Origin of the sequence: Hymenobacter sp. ISL-91, assembly GCF_018613725.1 — a bacterium.
GTDB lineage: Bacteria > Bacteroidota > Bacteroidia > Cytophagales > Hymenobacteraceae > Hymenobacter.
In genome coordinates, this window is record NZ_JAGGPS010000032.1 from 47,947 (window position 1) to 66,917 (window position 18,971).

At 59.5% G+C, this 18,971-nt stretch carries 17 protein-coding genes and 1 pseudogene; 7 read left to right on the forward strand and 11 right to left on the reverse strand.

Translation table 11 applies throughout. The features are described 5' to 3' along the window. Positions 1 to 33: 33 nt before the first annotated feature. The 3 genes from J7E24_RS13115 to J7E24_RS13125 form a co-directional block, all read right to left on the reverse strand. Positions 34 to 918, reverse strand: coding sequence for a 4-hydroxy-3-methylbut-2-enyl diphosphate reductase (locus J7E24_RS13115; protein ID WP_215138611.1), 885 nt, complete (start codon positions 916 to 918; stop codon positions 34 to 36). A 198-nt stretch (positions 919 to 1,116) separates the two neighbouring features. After that, the gene (cmk, locus tag J7E24_RS13120; protein ID WP_215138644.1) at positions 1,117 to 1,812 is read right to left on the reverse strand and encodes a (d)CMP kinase; all 696 of its coding nucleotides are present in this window, start codon (positions 1,810 to 1,812) and stop codon (positions 1,117 to 1,119) included. 38 nt (positions 1,813 to 1,850) lie between these two features. Then, the gene (locus J7E24_RS13125; RefSeq protein ID WP_215138612.1) at positions 1,851 to 2,243 is read right to left on the reverse strand and encodes a hypothetical protein; all 393 of its coding nucleotides are present in this window, start codon (positions 2,241 to 2,243) and stop codon (positions 1,851 to 1,853) included. A gap of 307 nt (positions 2,244 to 2,550) precedes the next feature. Here J7E24_RS13125 and ade point away from each other — a divergent pair, with 307 nt between their 5' ends. Continuing rightward, entirely contained in the window at positions 2,551 to 4,227 is a 1,677-nt protein-coding gene (ade, locus tag J7E24_RS13130; RefSeq protein WP_215138613.1) for an adenine deaminase, read from the forward strand. 188 nt (positions 4,228 to 4,415) lie between these two features. On the opposite strand, the gene J7E24_RS13135 is transcribed toward ade, so the two are convergent. Beyond that, entirely contained in the window at positions 4,416 to 4,826 is a 411-nt protein-coding gene (locus J7E24_RS13135) for a response regulator (RefSeq protein WP_215138614.1), read from the reverse strand. A gap of 43 nt (positions 4,827 to 4,869) precedes the next feature. Beyond that, positions 4,870 to 5,844: pseudogene (locus J7E24_RS13140) on the reverse strand (PLP-dependent cysteine synthase family protein); the annotation flags it as partial. A gap of 217 nt (positions 5,845 to 6,061) precedes the next feature. Here J7E24_RS13140 and sucD point away from each other — a divergent pair. The 4 genes from sucD to J7E24_RS13160 all read left to right on the forward strand — a co-directional run bounded on the left by sucD (position 6,062) and on the right by J7E24_RS13160 (position 9,483). Next, a complete protein-coding gene (gene sucD / locus J7E24_RS13145) occupies positions 6,062 to 6,943 on the forward strand; it encodes a succinate--CoA ligase subunit alpha (protein ID WP_092738415.1) in 882 nt (293 codons plus the stop codon). 192 nt (positions 6,944 to 7,135) lie between these two features. Then, the gene (locus J7E24_RS13150) at positions 7,136 to 7,852 is read left to right on the forward strand and encodes a WbqC family protein (RefSeq protein WP_215138616.1); all 717 of its coding nucleotides are present in this window, start codon (positions 7,136 to 7,138) and stop codon (positions 7,850 to 7,852) included. Then, positions 7,852 to 8,784, forward strand: a complete 933-nt coding sequence (locus tag J7E24_RS13155) for a glycosyltransferase family 2 protein (RefSeq protein WP_215138617.1) — start codon at positions 7,852 to 7,854, stop codon at positions 8,782 to 8,784. Before J7E24_RS13150 ends, J7E24_RS13155 begins: the two co-directional genes overlap by 1 nt. A gap of 18 nt (positions 8,785 to 8,802) precedes the next feature. Further along, on the forward strand, positions 8,803 to 9,483 hold the full coding sequence (locus J7E24_RS13160; RefSeq protein ID WP_215138618.1) for a formyltransferase family protein: 681 nt from the start codon (positions 8,803 to 8,805) through the stop codon (positions 9,481 to 9,483). Between the two features lie 94 nt (positions 9,484 to 9,577). Here the strand turns inward: J7E24_RS13160 and J7E24_RS13165 are convergent, their stop codons facing one another. Then, entirely contained in the window at positions 9,578 to 10,321 is a 744-nt protein-coding gene (locus J7E24_RS13165; RefSeq protein ID WP_215138619.1) for a hypothetical protein, read from the reverse strand. 239 nt (positions 10,322 to 10,560) lie between these two features. Between J7E24_RS13165 and J7E24_RS13170 the strand changes: the two genes are divergently transcribed. Both J7E24_RS13170 and J7E24_RS13175 read left to right on the forward strand, forming a co-directional pair. Then, complete coding sequence (locus J7E24_RS13170) at positions 10,561 to 11,961, forward strand: mercuric reductase (RefSeq protein ID WP_215138620.1); 1,401 nt, start codon at positions 10,561 to 10,563, stop codon at positions 11,959 to 11,961. Positions 11,962 to 12,050: 89 nt separating this feature from the next. Further along, positions 12,051 to 12,749 carry a hypothetical protein gene (locus J7E24_RS13175; protein ID WP_215138621.1) on the forward strand — a complete coding sequence of 233 codons (699 nt, stop codon included), beginning with the start codon at positions 12,051 to 12,053 and terminating at the stop codon, positions 12,747 to 12,749. A gap of 9 nt (positions 12,750 to 12,758) precedes the next feature. Here J7E24_RS13175 and J7E24_RS13180 read toward each other — a convergent pair whose 3' ends face one another. The 5 genes from J7E24_RS13180 to pheT all read right to left on the reverse strand — a co-directional run bounded on the left by J7E24_RS13180 (position 12,759) and on the right by pheT (position 18,866). Then, positions 12,759 to 13,529: a hypothetical protein gene (locus J7E24_RS13180; protein WP_215138622.1), complete on the reverse strand. Its 771-nt coding sequence runs from the start codon at positions 13,527 to 13,529 to the stop codon at positions 12,759 to 12,761. A 160-nt stretch (positions 13,530 to 13,689) separates the two neighbouring features. Next, a complete protein-coding gene (rny, locus tag J7E24_RS13185; protein ID WP_215138623.1) occupies positions 13,690 to 15,387 on the reverse strand; it encodes a ribonuclease Y in 1,698 nt (565 codons plus the stop codon). A gap of 248 nt (positions 15,388 to 15,635) precedes the next feature. Beyond that, positions 15,636 to 15,926 (reverse strand): cell division protein ZapA, encoded by a 291-nt coding sequence (locus tag J7E24_RS13190; protein ID WP_176907658.1) that lies wholly within the window; start codon positions 15,924 to 15,926, stop codon positions 15,636 to 15,638. Positions 15,927 to 15,976: 50 nt separating this feature from the next. Then, a complete protein-coding gene (locus tag J7E24_RS13195; protein WP_092769557.1) occupies positions 15,977 to 16,276 on the reverse strand; it encodes a hypothetical protein in 300 nt (99 codons plus the stop codon). A 151-nt stretch (positions 16,277 to 16,427) separates the two neighbouring features. Further along, positions 16,428 to 18,866 (reverse strand): phenylalanine--tRNA ligase subunit beta, encoded by a 2,439-nt coding sequence (gene pheT, locus J7E24_RS13200; protein WP_215138624.1) that lies wholly within the window; start codon positions 18,864 to 18,866, stop codon positions 16,428 to 16,430. Positions 18,867 to 18,971 lie beyond the last annotated feature (105 nt).

Genomic DNA, 18,971 nt, shown 5'->3' on the forward strand with positions numbered 1-18,971 from the left:
GCGAAGCTAAGCACCGCCCCTACACCGTTGTCTTCACCCAATCAGCTCCCCCGCCTCCTCAATGCGCTTCTTCACGCGCTCCATCAGCCACATGGGGGTGCTGGTAGCACCACAGATACCCACCGATTGGGCATCCTGAAACCAGGATTCGTCCAGTTCCTGCTCGTTTTCCACGAAGTAGCTGCGCGGGTTGGTTTGGTTGACGACCGAGAACAGGGCCTTGCCGTTGGAGCTTTTGCGCCCGCTCACGAAGACGATAACATCGTGCTGCTGGGCAAAAATGCGCAGGGCCGGCTCGCGGTTGCTTACCTGCCGGCAGATGCTGTCGTTGGCGTCGAAGGAGTCGAGCGAACCGCCCGCAGCCAGGATGCGCTCCTCAATAACGGCCTTCATGTGGTAGAAACCGGCCGTGCTCTTGGTGGTCTGGCTGAACAGCGTAACGGGCCGCGAAAAGTCCACCTGGTCGAGGTCGGCCTCCGTCATCACGATGACGGCCTGGTTGCGGGTCTGGCCCGTGAGGCCGGCTACTTCGGCGTGGCCGGGCTGGCCGTATATCACAATCTGGCCCTGCTGGCGGTTCGAAGCGTCGAAGGCGTGCTTCACGCGGTTCTGCAGCTTGAGCACCACGGGACAGGAGGCATCAATCAGCTCCAGATTGTTGCGCAGGGCCAGCTCGTAGGTGGCCGGCGGCTCGCCATGGGCCCGAATGAGCACTTTGGCATCGTGGATTTCTTCAAGCTGCTCCCGGTCGATGATGCGTAACCCCAGCGCGTGCAGGCGCTCCACTTCCATGCGGTTGTGCACGATGTCGCCCAGACAGTACAGGCTACGCTCATGCGCCAGCTCGTCTTCGGCCATCTGAATGGCGAATTCGACGCCGAAGCAGTACCCGGAATTCTTATCAATGAGGACGTTCATGTGCGTGTGGGTTTAAGCTGTTAGCTAGTAGCTGCTGGCTGTTAGCTTTCGTTCTGCCTGGCAGCTTCCTGCCCGGCTTAGGCAGTGGGCAGGTCGACCCCGCGAATTGCGGGCCAGCTTCAGTACAAGAACAGCGGCGGCGGCAGTTTAGGTCGTCGCTGGGTGGATGGGGCTGCTTGCTTACTGGAACGACGTGCCTCAGCCCTTCGCAGCCCGCGAGAACAGAGCGGCCGACACGCGCTCCAGCACAAAATCTACCTGCTCGTCAATCATCATGTGGGTGGTATCGAGCAGCACGGCATCGGGGGCGCGGCGCAGGGGGCTTTCGGTGCGGGTCGAGTCGAGGTGGTCGCGCTTCTGGAGGTTATCCACAATGTCCTCCACCGGCACGTGCTCGTTTTTAATAGCCAGCTCTTCCTGCCGGCGCAACGCGCGGGTCAGCACTTCGGCCGTCATAAACACCTTCACCTCGGCATCGGGGAAAACAGTGGTGCCAATATCGCGCCCGTCCATCACCACGCCGCGGTGGCGGGCCATTTGCTGCTGCTGGCGCACCATGGCGTGGCGTACCAGCGGCAGCCCCGACACCTCGCTCACCGAGTTGGAAATGCGCATCTGCCGGATTTCATCTTCGCGTATTTTGCCATCGAGGCACAGCTCGTTGCGGCCGGTTTGGCGGTTGCGCTTAAAGCTGACCTGCATTTCGTGCAAGGCCTGCTCGATGCGGGGTAAATCGTCGAAGGCAATGCCGTTTTCGAGCAGGTACAGCGTAACACCCCGGTACATAGCGCCGGTATCGATGTAGGCATACCCCAGCTCGGCGGCTACGGCCTTGGCCGTGGTGCTTTTGCCGCACGAAGAGTAGCCGTCGATGGCAATGACAATTTTCTGCATAGCAAGGTCGGGTCGGCCGGGGTCGGATAGAGAACTCACTAAATCCAGGTTTTACGGGCGGGCGGATTGGCCATACGCTCGGGCAGGCTCGCGAAAAACGCCGTCACCGAATGCGCGGAGCCTTTTACCAGCTGCTCGCCCACGCGGTAGAAAGGATTGAAAAAGTGCACCTCGCCGATGCCCACGCCCGTTACGCCCTGCGGGTTCTGGGCCCAGGTACCACCGTAGGTTTGCACCATGCACTGGCCCAGAAAGCAGCCCAGCGCCTTAATTACACCTTCGCGCTCATTATCCTTGATGATGGGCCGCTGCACTTCGATGAACTCGTCGAGCCGCTGCACGGCGGCGGCATCATAGGTGTTGAGGCGCAGCTGGTGGCGGACAGCTTCGGCAGCGTTCTGCAGGGCGGCTAAGGGCGATTCGTCGGGCATGGGCGGGCTGGTAAGGGGCAGTAACAGCAAGGAGCCGGCAGGAGTCCCGCCGGCTGGCTGCCTTTTAGTTCTTCTCGCAGGGACAGGGAATCTTGCCAGACTTGGCTTTGCGCTTATAGCTGGCCGTTTTTTTCTGAAGAGTCGAGCGGGTGGCGCAGCCTGCTGTCAGCAGACCCGAGCCCCCAATACAGGCGACCAGCAGCAAAGTCACAATCTTTCTCACGGCGCGGATTTTGGGCAAATATACGGTTCTTTACCCGCCCGCCGCCCTGCGGCCCGGTTTTTCCCCGCATCTTCCGATTCGCATATGCCCACCGATTTTTCGCTTCAGGCCAACGTTATCAACCTGTTCAGCAATACCATAACCCCGGCCACGGTGCACGTAGCCGGGGGCCGGATACGGCAGATCGAGCCGCTGGGGCCTACCGCGCCCGACCCGGCCCTACCCTACGCGCTGCCGGGTTTCGTTGATGCCCACGTGCACGTGGAAAGCTCGCTGCTGGTGCCCTCCGAGTTTGCCCGCCTGGCCGTGCGCCACGGCACCGTGGCCACCGTATCCGACCCCCACGAAATCGGCAATGTGCTGGGCGTGGCCGGCGTGAAGTATATGCTGGCCAACGCTGCCCAGGTGCCGTTCAAGTTTTGCTTCGGAGCTCCCTCGTGCGTGCCGGCCACACCCTTCGAAACCGCCGGGGCCGAAATAACGGCCGCCGACATCGAGGAATTGTTCCGCGACCACCCCGAAATCGGCTACCTGGCCGAGATGATGAACTGGCCCGGCGTGCTGAGCCGCGACGTCGGCGTGATGGAGAAAATTGCCCTGGCCCAGCGCTACCACCGACCCGTTGATGGCCACGCGCCCGGCCTGCTCGGCAACGATGCGCGCCGCTACGCCGAAGCCGGCATCAGCACCGACCACGAGTGCTTTATGGCCGGCGAGGCCGTGGATAAGCTGGCGGCCGGCATGAAAATCCTGATTCGCGAAGGTTCGGCGGCCCGCAACTTCGAGGCCCTGATTGATCTGCTGCCCGCGCACTACGAGCAGATGATGTTCTGCTCCGACGACAAACACCCCGACACGTTGCTAATAGGCCACATCGACCAGCTGGTGCAGCGGGCCGTGGCCCGGGGCCAGGATGTGCTAAAGGTGCTGCGCGTGGCTTGCCGCAACCCCGTTGAGCACTACCGCCTGCCCGTGGGCCTGCTCCGCGAAGGCGACCCGGCCGACTTTATCGTGGTAGACGACCTGGTGGATTTCAAGGTTCGCCAGACTTACCTCGACGGCGTGCTGGTGGCCGAAAACGGCGAAACCCTGATTGCGCCCGCGCCGGTGGAAGTCGTCAACAACTTCACGCCTCACGAGGTGCAGGCGCACGATTTTGTGGTACGGATAGCATCCGTAGAAAATCAGCCGAACACCAGCGCAACCGTCCGCCTGATCGAGTGCTTCGACGGGCAGCTGATTACGGCCCGGCACGACGAGCCGGCGCAGGTGGAAAACGGCCAAGTGGTGTCCGATCTGAGCCGCGACATGCTGAAGCTAACAGTCGTCAACCGCTACCAGGCGGCCCCACCGGCCATAGCCTTCATCCGGGGTTTCGGGCTGAAAGGCGGCGCGCTGGCCAGCAGCGTCGGCCACGATTCGCACAACATCACGGCCGTGGGCTGCGACGATGCAAGCCTCGCCCGCGCCGTGCAGCTGGTGATGGAAGCCCGTGGTGGCCTGGCCGTCGTGTCGCCCGATGACCAGGAGCTGGTGCTGCCGTTGCCGGTGGCCGGCCTCATGTCCGACCAATCCGGCCCGGATGTGGCCGCTGCCTACTCGGCCGTCGATGCGGCGGCCAAGGCCTTGGGCTCCCCGCTCCAAGCGCCATTCATGACGCTTTCCTTCATGGCGCTACTCGTCATCCCCAGCCTCAAGCTCAGCGACAAAGGGTTGTTTGATGGCGAGGCATTCCGGTTTGTGGAGAACGTGGTAGCGTAAAAAAGCTACAAGCTGTAAGCTACAAGCGGCAAGCTGACCGTCTGTCATCCTGAGCAAAGCGAAGGACCTCACTACGCTTGAACGACCGTAATAACGACTCGTCTTCACGCAATAGGGTCCTTCGCTTCACTCAGGATGACAGGCCGTCAGCTTGCCGCTTGTAGCTTACAGCTTGTAGCTCCTCAAACCTAAAACCGCTTTTCCAGCAGTTTGCTCAGCTTTTCCTCTGTCAGGGGTTTAGCCAGGTACTCCACGTTGGGGTACTGGGCCACGCGGGCAGTGTCGGCGGCGTGCATGGAGGTGGTGAGCACGGCCATCACGGTTTGTTGGCGCACTTCCGAGGGCAGGGCGCTGTACAGCTTCAAAAACTCAAAGCCATCCATGCCGGGCATCTTCAGGTCGACGAACACCAGGTCGGGGGCTTTTGCTGTGGCCGCTTCGTCCTTTTCTTCCCCCCAGATTTGCTGGTACGCCTGCTCGGCTTTATGGTAGGTGTACACCTGCTCGGCCACTCCGAGGCGGCTGAGCAGGCGGTTGTTGAGGAAGCTGGTAGTTTCGTTGTCGTCGACCAAAACGATGCTGCGGAGCTTAGAAGCCATACCGGGAGCGGGAAAAGTAGTCAGATGAAAACGTAACCGACTACAGCCAGCCTTGTTCGCGCATCCAGTCGTCGTTGTAGATTTTGCCGAGGTAGCGCGTGCCGTGGTCGGGCAGAATGATGACCATCGTGTCGTCCTCGTTTAGGTGCTCGCGGGCGTATTCGAGGGCGCCGAACACGGCCGAGCCGCACGACCAGCCCACGAACAATCCTTCTTCCTTGGCCAGCTGGCGCGTCATCAGGGCGGCGTCCTTGTCGGTTACCTTGATAAAGAGGTCGATAAGGTCGAAATCGACGTTTTTGGGCAGAATATCTTCGCCGATGCCTTCGGTTTTGTACGAGTAAATCTCGTTCTCATCGAAAATGCCGGTTTCCTTGTACTTTTTGAACACCGAGCCGTAGGTGTCGAGGCCCACCGACACGATGGCTGGGTTCTGCTCCTTCAGGTACTTGCCGGTGCCGCAGATGGTGCCGCCCGTGCCTACGCCGGCCGCAAAATGGGTAATTTTACCCTCGGTCTGGGTCCAGATTTCGGGGCCCGTGGTTTCGTAGTGGGCCTGGGCGTTGGAAGGGTTGTCGTACTGGTTGGGGTAGAACGAGTTCGGAATTTCGGCGTTGAGCTTGCGCGCAATGGAGTAGTAGCTCTGCGGGTCGTCGGCCGGCACGTTGGTGGGGCACACGATAACCTCGGCCCCTACAGCTTTCAGGATATCCTGCTTTTCCTTGCTCTGCTTGTCGCTCATCGTGAAGATGCACTTGTAGCCGCGGGCAATGGCCGTGAGAGCCAGGCCCATACCCGTGTTGCCGCTTGTGCCTTCGATGATGGTGCCACCGGGCTTCAGCAGGCCGGCCTTTTCGGCGTCGTCAATCATTTTTACCGCCATGCGGTCCTTCACCGAGTTGCCGGGGTTGAAGTATTCCACTTTCACGAGCACCGTGCCTTTGATGCCTTCAGTTACGCGGTTGAGCTTTACCATTGGCGTGTTACCGATGGCTTCAACAATATTATTCAGATACATATTCGGGTGAGTGATTTGCAAACACAAAGGTAACCCTTTCTTAAGCTGTCAGCCATTAGCTGCTAGCTGTCAGCTTACTGTTCTGGTCCAGCCTGTTAAGCTAATAGCTAGCAGCTAATGGCTAACAGCTAACTAGAAAACCCTACTTTTGCGCAGCCGCCCGCCTGGCGGCTGCTGTTCCCACTTCCACGAAGCAATTTCCGCTAATCCCCCTTTTATGAGTGTTCTGGTAAACAAGGATTCCAAAGTGCTAGTACAGGGCTTTACGGGCTCCGAAGGCTCGTTTCATGCCCAGCAGATGATTGAGTACGGCACCAATGTGGTGGGCGGCGTAACGCCCGGCAAGGGCGGCACCCAGCACTTGGAGCGTCCCGTGTTCAACACCGTAGCCGAGGCCGTAGCCGAAACCGGCGCCAACACCAGCATTATCTTCGTGCCGCCGGCTTTCGCCGCCGACGCCATCATGGAGGCCGCCGACGGCGGTATCAAAGTCATCATCACCATCACCGAAGGCATCCCGACCAAGGACATGATTGCGGTGAAAGAGTACTTGAAGGGCCGTGAGGGCCTGCGCATGATCGGACCAAACTGCCCCGGCGTGATGACCGCCGGCGAGTGCAAAGTGGGCATCATGCCCGGCTTTATCTTTACGAAAGGCAAAATCGGTATCGTTTCGAAGTCGGGCACGCTGACCTACGAAGCGGTTGACCAGCTCACCAAGGCCGGCTTGGGCCAGACCACGGCCATCGGCATCGGCGGCGACCCAATCATCGGCACCACCACCAAGGAGGCCGTGGAGCTGCTCATGAACGACCCCGAGACCGAGGGCATCGTGATGATTGGCGAAATCGGCGGCGGCATGGAAGCCGAAGCGGCTCGCTGGATCAAAGAAACCGGCAACAAGAAGCCCGTAGTAGGCTTCATTGCCGGCCAGACCGCCCCTCCCGGCCGCCGCATGGGCCACGCCGGTGCCATCGTAGGCGGTGCCGACGATACGGCCGCGGCCAAAATGGCCATCATGCGCGAGTGCGGCATCCACGTGGTGGATTCGCCCGCCGAAATCGGCGACACCATGCTGCGCGTGTTGGGCGGAAAGTAATTCCGACTACTTATAGACGTGTAAAGGCTGCTTTCGAAAAATCGAAAGCAGCCTTTTATTTTTGCCCGTATCGTCTTGTTTTTCCTAGCTAAACCCAGGAAACACTCGGCTCGAAAATGAATAGCCGATATCTGACCCCTTGTTTACTACCCCAACACTCATACGCATTTACTCTACTACTATTATTGTGTTATGAAGAAAATTGCCATTCTACAATCAAATTACATTCCTTGGAAAGGATATTTTGATTTGATAAATTCGGTTGATGAATTTATTTTTTATGATGACATGCAGTACACCAACAGGGATTGGCGCAACCGCAACAAAATAAAAACTGTGCACGGAACCGATTGGTTGACAATTCCGGTACGACAGTATAAACGAGCCCAAACGATCAGCGAAACCGAAGTCGTCGATGCCAAGTGGGCCGTTAAACATTGGCGTACGCTGGCGCAAACCTATGCGCATGCCCCGCACTTCAAACACTACAAAGATGAACTGGAGGCAATCTATCAAACCCCGGATTTCATTAATTTAAGCCAGATTAACAGCACCTTTATTCGGGCAATATGTGGCTGGCTTGGCATCACAACCAAGTTAAGCCGGTCGACGGACTATACTTTGGGCCAAGGCAAAACAGAACGCTTGGTTCAACTCGTGCAGGATGCCGGTGGCACCGACTATCTTTCGGGACCCGCAGCCCATGATTATTTGGATACCGCCCTTTTCGAGCAGGCTGGTATTGGCTTACATTGGATGGATTATAATGGCTATGCCGAATACCGGCAACTAGGTCCGGCTAAGTTCGAGCACGGAGTGACGGTGCTGGATTTGCTCTTCAATATGGGCCCTGATGCACCCCAATACATGAAAACTTTGGTTCAACCGGCTACGCAGTTTCCATCCTAATGGCTACGCAGCCCCAGTATTCGGTGGTCGTTCCCACTTATCAGGGACAGGACACCATTCGCCCACTCGCCCAGCAACTGGACGAGTTTTTTCGGGACGCCGGGTTGAGCTACGAGCTTATTCTGGTGAATGACTGCGGCCCCGACCGTTCGTGGTGCGTGATGCAGGAAGTGCAGGCCGAATTTGGCCCTGAGCGGATAAAAATTGTGCGCCTAACTCGCAACTTCGGTCAGCACAACGCCTTGATTTGTGGCTTCTCGCATGCCCAGGGTAGCTTCGTTATTACAATGGACGAAGACCTGCAACACCGCCCGGCTGACATTGCCCGCCTGATTGCCAAGCAGGCAGAAGGCGACTACGACGTGGTGTATGGTCGCTACGATGCCCTGCAGCACAGCACCTTTCGAAACATTACCTCCCAACTGCTCCGGAAGTTACTCAGAGCCGGTATTCCGGACCTGCACCCCGACTACACAGCCTTCCGGCTGATTCGGGCCACTACGGCCCGCTACTGTCTGGAGATGAACAACTCCTATACTTTCCTCGACGGCTACCTGGCGTGGATTACCCAGAGCGTAAGCGCGACAACCGTGGTACACCAGAAGCGCGCCGCCGGCCAAAGCGCCTATTCTTTGTCCAGGCTTATCGAGCACTCGATCAATATTTTTGTCACGTTCTCCTATCTACCGGTGCGGCTCCTGTCGTTTACTTCCGTAGTAGTATTTCTGATTACGGCGGCATATTCGCTTTATATTCTGGTGCGCAAGCTGGTACTAAACGATTTATCACCCGGCTTCCCAACTCTTATTATTACCATAGGCTTTGGGGTTGGGCTAATTTTACTAGGCATGGGTATTTTAGGTGAATACATTCACCGTATTAACTTAAAAACTACCCGTCGCCCTAATTTTGTAGAGCGAAAAAATTTTTAAAAATAATCCTTTATTACGTTGATTAAAATAGCTTTTTTAGCTTCCGGCAACGGTGGCACGCTTAGATTTATTCATCAAGCGAATCAGCGGTTGCAGCTAGGTTTGCAAGTTGTAGCCGTGGTGGCCGACCGGCCCTGCGGGGCGCTCGATTACGCCCAGGTAGCAGGCATAGCGGCCGTGCAGGTGCCATACACTCGTAAAAGCCCCTCCGCTTTACGCGAAGCACTATTGGAAATCAAGCCTGATTTCGTCGTAACAACCGTTCACAAAATACTGGACCCTGAAACCTTAGCCCTGCTTCCGGCGGGCCGCTTTATCAATCTGCATTATTCCTTGCTACCCGCGTTCAGGGGCCTGATCGGCATGGAGACGGTTGCCCAGGCCAAAGCGTTGAACGTGCCCATTGTGGGGGCTACCTGCCACGAAGTGGAGGAGGAAGTTGATGCGGGAAAGTGCTTGGCGCAGTTTGCTGTTGGAGTCGACTGGCAGCGTGATTCCTTGCAAGAAGTTTATGAACTGGTGTTCCGCGGGGCCGGACTGGTACTGTTGCAGGGGCTGCTAATGAATGCTGGCCGGAAGCCGTTGCCATTGGGTGCCGCAGTCGACTGGTTACGTCCGGTTCTGTTCTCTCCGGCATTATACTTCGACGCATCGCGCCTGGATGAGGCTTTCTGGCAAGAGCTGAAAGCAGGCCTCTAAGTGCCATCGAATCCGAACTTCTTGCTGCACGCTACTGCCTTTTCATAGAAACCGTGCAGTAAACCCACCAATTAAGTTCGCGCTGTCGTCAGCCCTACTTCTCCCCCGTCTGCCCGCCCAGGTTCACTACTATCCCGATCTGAAACACTGAATTGGCGGCTTTCAGGTACTTGCGGTGCTTGAGGCCGAAGTTGTAGCCGCTGATGAACTGGCCGTCGAGTGGGCCGATGAGCTTGACGCGGGCGTAGGTGATGGGCTCGAACAGGATGTTGTCTTCGTTGGAAGCCGGCAGGCCGTCGAGGCGGAAATCGGTGAGCGTGACGTAGCTGGCGCGCAGGGCCGTGCCGTAGGTCAGGGGCCAGTCGCGGCCCAGTAGGTGGTAGCTTTTCTTCTCTTTCGAGCTGTAGTTTACCTGCACAAAGTACTTGTTCAGGCCCGCCTCCAGCGTGCGCGTAACGCCCTCGGTGGGGTTCCGCTCCACGCGCTTGGTGCGGCCGCCGCCGTAGCCACCGTATACCTCCAGCACCCGCTTGTCGGGCAGGCGGGTGAAATAGCCCAGGCCCAGCTCGGCAAAGTCGTGGTCGACAGCCTCCTTCTTTTTATTGGTGTGCAGAAACGAGGCCGAACCCATCACGCCCAGGTGGTCGGAAATGGCGTAGGCGCCCTGCACGGCCGTATTTTGGCTCAGGTTGGTGTGCACCCCGGCGCTCCACTCGCCCTTTTGGGTGAGCAGCGGCACCTGGGGCGGCGGCGGGAAGTAAAGCGACGCGCAGCCCGAAAGCAGCACGAATAACACCAGCAGCGACAGACCGGAAAGAGTGCGGAATTGAAAAAGCATGAACCGGGAAATAAAGCCGATGCGGGAAGATAGAAAGGTCGTGCCAAAGTACGGGTAGCACGCTCCGGCTGCCGACCTAACGCACGAAGCCGGGGTTCGTTGTCCGGCCGCAAGCTCGGCGGCTGCGTACAGTAACCCAGGCATCCACCAACAGCTCTCGGTGGGTGCCAGCTTGCTTCCTCATTGCTTTTCTTAATAGGCTAACTGCTAGTCGCTAATAGCTAACAGCTCAATACTAAATGCCTGCTACCTCCTACGATGCTCTTATCATCGGCTCCGGCCAGGCCGGCAAGCCGCTGGCCTATGCACTGGCCGAAGCCGGCCGGCGCGTGGCCCTCATCGAAAGTGCCCACCTCGGCGGCTCGTGCGTTAACTATGGTTGCGCGCCCACCAAAATACTGCTGGCCTCGGCCCAGCGCGCCCATCTCGTGCGCACAGCCAGCGAATTGGGCATCCGCGTACCCGCGCCGGCCGTAGACTTTGCCGCCGTTGTAGCCCGCAAAGACCGGCTGACGCAGGATTCGCGCAACGGCATCGAACGTAAGCTCACCACCGCCCACCCCAACATCCGGTTGGTGCGCGGGCGGGCCCGCTTCATGGCTCCCAATACGCTGCACGTCGACCTGAACGACACTGCCGGGCAGGAGCAGCTGACGGCTCCGCTCGTCTTTATCAATACCGGCACGCATGCCGCTGTGCCGCCCATTCCGGGCCTCGAAGCAAGCGGCTACCTCACCAACGACACGCTGCTGCTGGGCCTGCAGGAGCTACCCGAACACCTGCTCATTCTGGGCGGCAGCTACATCGGCGTCGAGTTTGGGCAGATGTTTCGGCGGTTGGGCTCGCGCGTAACCATCATCGAAACCTCGGCCACGCTCATGGACCGTGAAGATACCGACGTGAGCGGGCCGCTGCAGGAGTTACTCCAAGCCGAGGGAGTAGAGCTGGTGCTCGAAGCCGAAGCCCGGCACGTGTCGCGCAACGCTGAGGGCGTACTGACACTTACGGCCGATACGCCAGACGGCGGACGGCGCCTTCGTGGTTCGCACCTGCTGGTGGCCACCGGCCGCGTGCCCAATACCGCGGAATTGGGCCTGGAGCTGGCCGGCATCAAAACCGACGAGGACGGCTACATTCAGGTAGATAACGACCTGCGCACGGCAGCCAAAGGCGTTTATGCCCTCGGCGACGTGAAAGGCGGCCCCCAGTTCACCCACATCACCTACGACGACTACCGCATCGTGCGCGACCAGCTGCTGCACAGCCGCCCCCGCGACTACCACCAGCGGCCGGTGCCCTACGTGGTATTTACGGAGCCGCAGCTGGGCCGCATTGGGCTTTCCAAGGAGGAAGCGCGCAAGCAGAAAGTGCCTTACCGGGTGAGCCGGCTGCCGGCCAGTACCATTGGCCGGGCCGTAGAAACAGGCCTGACCGAGGGCTTCGTGGAGGTGCTGGTAGGCGACGATGACCGGCTGCTGGGCGCGGCTGTGCTTTGCGAGCAGGGTGGCGAACTGATGACCATGTTCCAGCTGGCCATGGCCGGCGACCTGCGCTACCAGCAGCTCGAAGACATGGTTATTGCCCACCCCACCTGGGCCGAAGTGCTCAACAATGCTTTTCAGCGGCTCAAGCGGGGTTAGCCTCCCGCACCTTATTTACAACCTGTTGCCCCCGCGCCCTGTGCATATGCCCGGCACGGAGTCCTTTTTTTCTTCCGAATCTGCCTATTATGACCACTATTGCCTGCAAAATCACCATTACCAGCAAAGAAATGCTGGCCGAAATTCCCGGTACCTGGCAGCTTACCGACTACCGCTGCATCATGAGCGCGGCCGGCTTCCCCGACGGCGAGACTATTCCGGAGGCTGATGCCCGCGAAATGAGCCTGATGGCGCTGGCCGACCTGGAACCCGCCGAAGCCGCCACCGTGCTGCTGAGCTACCGCCTGGGCGACGAGTTGAGCGACGGCCAGATCGACCAGATTTCGCACGATATGCAGAACGACAAGATTTTTGAGGAGTACCCCGAAATCAGTCTGCACCGCCATCTGTTCGATGCCAACCAACTCCTGCGGCTAGCCTACAACGGCAAGTTTCCCAACGGCGAAGCGGTGTCGGTAGAAGCCACCATGCAGTTCTCCGGCCCAGCTGCCCCCACAGAACTTACCGCCGGCCTAGTGCTACGGGCCCTGGCCCCGGCCCTCTCCGACCGTTCGCTCATCAAGCGCCTATACGCCGCCGAGTTGGAAGCCGCGACGCCCTTCGAAGCCGCCGATGATATCCTCTGGGAACTCACTGTAACGCCCGATGCGGCCGCCCCCGGGACCTTCGCCGTGCGTCTGATTTCATCGGAGTATTGGCTGCATGATCTGGCCGATTTGGGTGAGTTTGAGGGCGAAATCGTGTTGCCGGAAACCATCGAGGAATAGCCGCTCGTGTTACTGGCTGGCTGCTCTAAATAGATGTGGCAGGATAATGACGCTTATCGTCAGGCAAGGAACTGCTTCCATAAGGTGGGCAGCGGCAGCGGGCGGGTTGGTTGTTAGCCGTTGGTTGAGAACCGCCGAGGCAGTGGCTGCTACTTGTCCGCGCAGCCAGGGCACTGCTCCGTCGGGGCGGCTAAGCTGGCAGAACACCATGGGCTCGAAGCGGGGTAGCCGGCGTAGGCCCAGGGGTTGACTGTTGAACGTCAGAGCGTTGTAGCGGACGTCGGTGAGGCGGCCGGCTACACCAAGCGTAAAACCATTATCTGTGTAAGAGCCCGCCAATTCGGCAAGCCAACGGTTGTAGCGAGCTTCATAGCGGCGGGTCTCCCCCATAGAATAATTCCCTCGGTCCGTTCCGGTCGAGTAGGCGTAGCCGCTGCGGGCCTGCCCGAAGCCGGCTAGCCCGCTCACCAGCCAGCGCCGCCCCAAAGGGTAGTAGCCCCCGGCTGCCAACTCGTACTGACGGTTGCGGGCGTAGGCACTGTCGCTACCCCGGTTGGTACGGATGCCTCCGGCGGCCCGCACCAGCACGTATTTGGCGGGCGAATACGTGACGCCGGCTTCCCAGCGCCGGTTCAGAAACGAGGTGCCGTGGATTTCCACCTGGCCTTTGTCGCGAATCTGTGGGGCTGCCGGCAACATGGGTACGTATAGCGAACAGCCCGTCAGGAGGCCGCTCACCACACCAGCCAGTGCTTTTATCTGCCAGGATTTCGGTTTCATACAATAGCGCGGCTGAGTGAGGCACCCAATAAGCAGCACTAAGCTGCTGGCACCCGGGCGTAGGTACGGGAGCCGAGACGGCCATTTAGGGTTGCACGAAGCACGAAAAAGCCCACCGGAAGTGCTTCCGGCGGGCTTTCATTGGTAGCAGGGTATTCGCTTATTTAGCGTAGGCCACGGCACGCATTTCGCGGATAACCGTGATTTTGATCTGGCCGGGGTACTGCATCTCTTTCTCGATTTTCTGGGAGATTTCGTAGCTCAGTTCGGCGGCGCGCTCGTCGGTTACGTTTTCGGCATCCACCATCACGCGCAGCTCGCGGCCGGCCTGAATGGCAAAACACTGGTTGACGCCTTTGAAGCCGTTGGCCGTTTCTTCGAGCTGCTTGAGGCGCTTGATGTAGCTTTCCATCATCTCGCGGCGGGCGCCGGGGCGCGAGCCCGAAATAGCGTCGCAGGCCTGCACGAGCGGCGAAATCATGGCCGTCATCTCCATCTCGTCGTGGTGAGCCCCGATGGCGTTTACTACGTCGGGGTGCTCCTTGTATTTTTTGGCCATCTCCATGCCCAGAATGGCGTGGGGCAGCTCGGGCTCCTCGGTGCTCACTTTACCAATGTCGTGGAGCAGGCCGGCGCGCTTGGCGTGCTTCACATTGAGGCCCATTTCGGCGGCCATCGTGGCGCAGAGGTTGGCCACCTCGCGGCTGTGCTGGAGCAGGTTCTGGCCGTAGGAGCTACGGAAACGCATGCGGCCCACCATTTTAATCAGCTCGGGGTGCAGGCCATGGATGCCGAGGTCAATGATGGTCTTCTCCCCGATTTCCACGATTTCCTCGTCGATGTTCTTGCGGGTTTTGGCCACAATCTCCTCGATGCGGGCCGGGTGAATGCGGCCATCCTTCACCAGCAGGTGCAGGCTCAGACGGGCTACCTCGCGGCGCACCGGGTCGAAGCCCGAGATAATAATGGCCTCGGGCGTATCATCCACAATAATTTCAACGCCCGTAGCAGCTTCCAGGGCCCGGATGTTGCGGCCCTCGCGGCCGATAATCTTGCCCTTCACATCATCACTTTCGATGTTGAAAATGCTGACGCAGTTCTCAATGGCATGCTCGGCGGCGGTGCGCTGAATGGTTTCGAGCACGATTTTCTTGGCATCCTTGGTGGCCGTAAGCTTGCTCTGAGCCACCACGTCCTTGATATAGGAGCTGGCCTGAATCTGGGCTTCGTTCTTGAGGCCTTCCACCAACTGTTCGCGGGCCTCGGCGGCCGTGAGGCCCGAAATAGCCTCGAGTTGGGTGGTAATGGCGCTGATTTTTTCGGTGAGCTGCTGGCGAATCTCGCGCAGCTCGGTTTCTACCTCCTGCTCGCGGGTTTCGAGCTTGGCCAGCTGCGTCTCAAGCGTGGCTTTGCGCTTTTCATCCTGGGCCTCCAGCTTCTCGCGCTGCTGCTGGGCCTGGGTTTCGAGGCGTTCCTTGGCGGCATCGAGCTCCTGCTCTTTGCGCTGTACCTGGTCGAGTTGCTTTTGGGTGGTTTGGGTGAGCTGCTTGATGCTTTGCTCCTGCTCTACTACACTGGCGCGGCGCTCGGTCAACTCCTGGTCGAGGGCCTGTTTCTGGCGGCGGCTTTCCTGCTCAAATTCCTGCTTCAGATTACGGAATTTGTCTTTCGATTGCTGAATCCGCTCATCGCGGATGCGGGTGGCTTCGGCCTCGGCATCGGCCAGCAACTGCTTGGCTTTGGTGCGGGCGTCGCCCTCATGGTCCTGCCGGGCCTTACCGGCCAGCAGGCGTCCCAGTACCACACCAACCACAAGGGCCAGCACGGCTGCCAGAACAATATAAAGAGTTTGAGACATGATCTTAAGGGGATTGAAATTGGAAGTTGAATGCTGATTCTCAGCTTTCAGTTCTTGCTTTTGGGCTGGTAGCAGTCAATACTGACTACTATCCACCATGAGCCAACAACTAAGTACTCAGAACCATTACTCCACAGCCCCCGCTGGAAACGCCAAAGGCCCGTGCGGTGGCCGGGCCGTTTGCCCTGCCCCGCACCGGGCTGTTACTTCGCGCCGAACCGGCCCTTCGCCCACGTAGGGCGGCCGATTCAGACCAATACCGTTCCCGACAGCAGCTCGTCCAAACGCGCGAGGCGCTCGGTCAGGGCCGCATCGGTCCCATCCTTTTCCGTCGTGACCTTTAGGCGGTCAGCCATGGTCGATAAGGCAATCATGGCCAGCAGGTCCTGTTTGTCCTGAATGCCGTACTGGTCCCGAAATTCCTTCAGCCGCTCGCCTAGCAGCCGGCCCGCAAGGCGCAGGCGTTCCTCATCCTGGGGGCTTACCTTCATGGGGTAGTCCCGGTCAGCAATTCGGATTTTAATGGAAAGATCGGACATCAGCAGGTTGCTGGCAGTGGTAGGTTAGGGTGCTATTGGTTCGGTATGGTTTACTCCCTCAAATAGGCAAGGCACTTATCTATTTCGCGGATGTATTCGTTCAGGCGAAGTTTCAGCTCGTTGACATTGGCCGGTTCCCCGGTCGCTATGGTATTGACAAGTTTAGTGATATTCTCCTGATTCTGGAAATCCTTGATGGCCCGCTCCCGGTCGCGCACGTCGGCCTGCAGCTGCTGAACAGTAGTCTGGGCGTCGGCCAGCTCTTCGCGCAACTGCTGATAGGCAGCCACTAAAGTGGTTACCTGCCGCTCCAGGCGGTCGAGTTGGGCAAGCTGCTGGGTGGAGGCCATTTTTCTTCGTTATCAGTTGTTAGTTGTTAGTTGTCAGGCAGGATAACTGTTCTGGTTGACTTGTTGGCCGCCTACATTTCAGTAGAAAGTAGAGGGTTCTCTCCTGCAAACTAACAACTGACAACTAACAACTGGCAACCAGCAATTAAATCTACCGCCGGATAACGGCCCCGGCCTGCTGCTCGAACTGTTGAATCAGGCGGTTCATCACCTGGTCGATGGCCTGGTCGGTGAGCGTCTGGGTGGCATCCTGGAGCAGGAAGCTGACGGAGTACGACTTCTTGCCTTCGCCCAGGTTGTCGCCCTCGTACACGTCGAATACGTTCACATGGCGCAGCAGCTTCTTCTCGGCCCGACGGGCAATCTGGCGCAGCTGGTCGAAGCTCACGGTGCGGTCGACTACCAGGCTCAGGTCGCGGCGTACCTCCGGGAACTTGGGCAGCTCCTGGGCCACGAGGCGGCTCTTGTACTTACGCATCAGGCCGTCCCAGTCCAGCTCGGCAAACCACACCGGCTGGCTTACATCGAGGCGCTTAAGCATGGCCGGAGATACGGCCCCGAGCTGGGCTACCGGCTGGTTTTGGGCCAGCAGCGTGAGGCCACCCGCCAGGTAGGGGTGCTCGACGGGCTTCGAGGCAGGCTCGGAGAAGCCCAGCGCGGCTAGTACCTGCTGCACCGCCCCGGCCAGCTGGTGGAACGAGCTTTTGGCCGATTTCTGCTGCCAGGTTTCGGCGGCGGTGTTGCCGGTGAGGTAGATGACGAGCTGGTTTTGCTCCTGGTGGCTGCCATCAGGCAACTGGCGGTAGGTTTTGCCGAACTCGTAGAGCTTCAAATCGCGCTGGCGGCGGTTCACGTTGTGGCGCACCACCTCCAGGCCGCTGGGCAGCAGGCTGGGCCGCAGTACGTTCAGCTCGGCGCTGTTGAAGTTGAGCAGGTGCACCAGCCCGGCATCGGGCGCGTCCTCGGTTTCGAAATAGCGCGAGTTGGTGATGGAGTTGGTGATGATTTCCGAAAAGCCCTGCCCACTCAGCAGCCGGGCCACATGCTGGCGGATGATTTCGGGGTCGGGATTCGGGAATTTGGCCAGGAATGAGGCCGAATTGTGGGGCCTTAGCGCCACGTGGTTGTAGCCGTAGATGCGCAGAATCTCCTCAATCACGTCGGCTTCGCGCGTCACATCCACCTTGTGCGGCGGCACCGACAGAATCCATTCCTCATGGCCGGCCTCGTCAGTTAGCTCCTGCGTGATGAGCATGTCAAGGTCGGTAAGAATCTGGCGGATGCGGGCGGGGGCAATGAACTGGCCCACGAGCTTCTCGACCCGCGGCAGGCGCAGGCGCACCAGCGTGGGCTTAATCGGCGCGGGGTACTCGTCTACAACGGGCGCGGCCACGGTGGCGCCAGCTACTTCCTGCAGCAGCAACGCGGCGCGCTTGAGAGCCAGCAGCACCATGTTCGGGTCGGTGCCGCGCTCGAAACGGAACGAGGCATCGGTTTTGAGCTGGTGCGTCTGGGCAGTTTTGCGCACCACGGCCGGCGCGAAGTAGGCGCTTTCCAAAAACACCCGGGTGGTGGTGTCGCTCACGCCCGAGGTCTGCCCACCGAACACGCCGGCCAAGGCCAGCGGCTGGCCGTTGGCATCGGCAATAACCAAATCCTCGGCCTTCAATGTGCGCACTACGCCGTCAAGCGTCGTGAACTTCTCCGCGGCTTCCGCCCGCTTCACCCGGATGTGGTGGCCGGCCAGTTGGTCGGCATCAAACGCGTGCAACGGCTGGCCCAGCTCGTGGAGCACGAAATTGGTCACGTCGACTACGTTGTTGATTGGGGCCAGGCCGATGCTGCGCAGGCGGCGCTGCAGCCACTCGGGCGACGACGCTACTTGCACATTCTCGAGCAGCAGCCCGGCGTAGCGCGGACAGGCAGCGGGGTCGTCGAGTGTAACGCTGATATTTTGGGCAGCCGCCTCGGCCGGGGCCTTAAAACCACTCACATCGGGCAGCTGGCAGGGCTGGCGCAGCAGAGCGCGCAGCTCGCGGGCCACGCCGTAGTGCGAGGCCGCGTCGGCCCGGTTTGGCGTCAGGCCGATTTCGAATACCGAGTCGGAACCCAGGCCGAAGTAGTCGGCGGCGGGCGTGCCGTTGGGCAGGTCGGTGTCGAGCACCATAATGCCGGCGTGCGACTGGCCCAGGCCGATTTCGTCCTCGGCGCAGATCATGCCCTCGGAGGCCGCACCCCGGATTTTCGATTTCTTGATTTTGAACGGCTCGCCGGCCGTGGGGTACAGCATGGCGCCTTCGAGGGCTACCACCACGCGCTGGCCGGCGGCCACGTTGGGGGCTCCGCACACAATCTGGCGCGGAGTGGCGTCGCCCACATCCACGGTGGTCAGGCTGAGCTTGTCGGCGTCGGGGTGCTTTTCGCGGGTGAGCACCGTGCCCAGCACCAGGCCGCGCAGCCCGCCGGGCACGCTCTCCAGTTCCTCAATGCCCTCTACTTCCAGCCCCGAGTCGGTGAGCAGCGCCCCGATTTCGGCGGCAGGTTTATCAGTAGGAATGAGCGAGCGGAGCCAGTCGTAGGATATCTTCATGTTGGTTGCCAGTGGTCGGTTGCCAGTTTCCGAGGTTCGATAGGCCGTGACCAGGTTGCTTTAAAACAAACCGGCAACTGGCAGCCGACCACCGGCAACTGAATT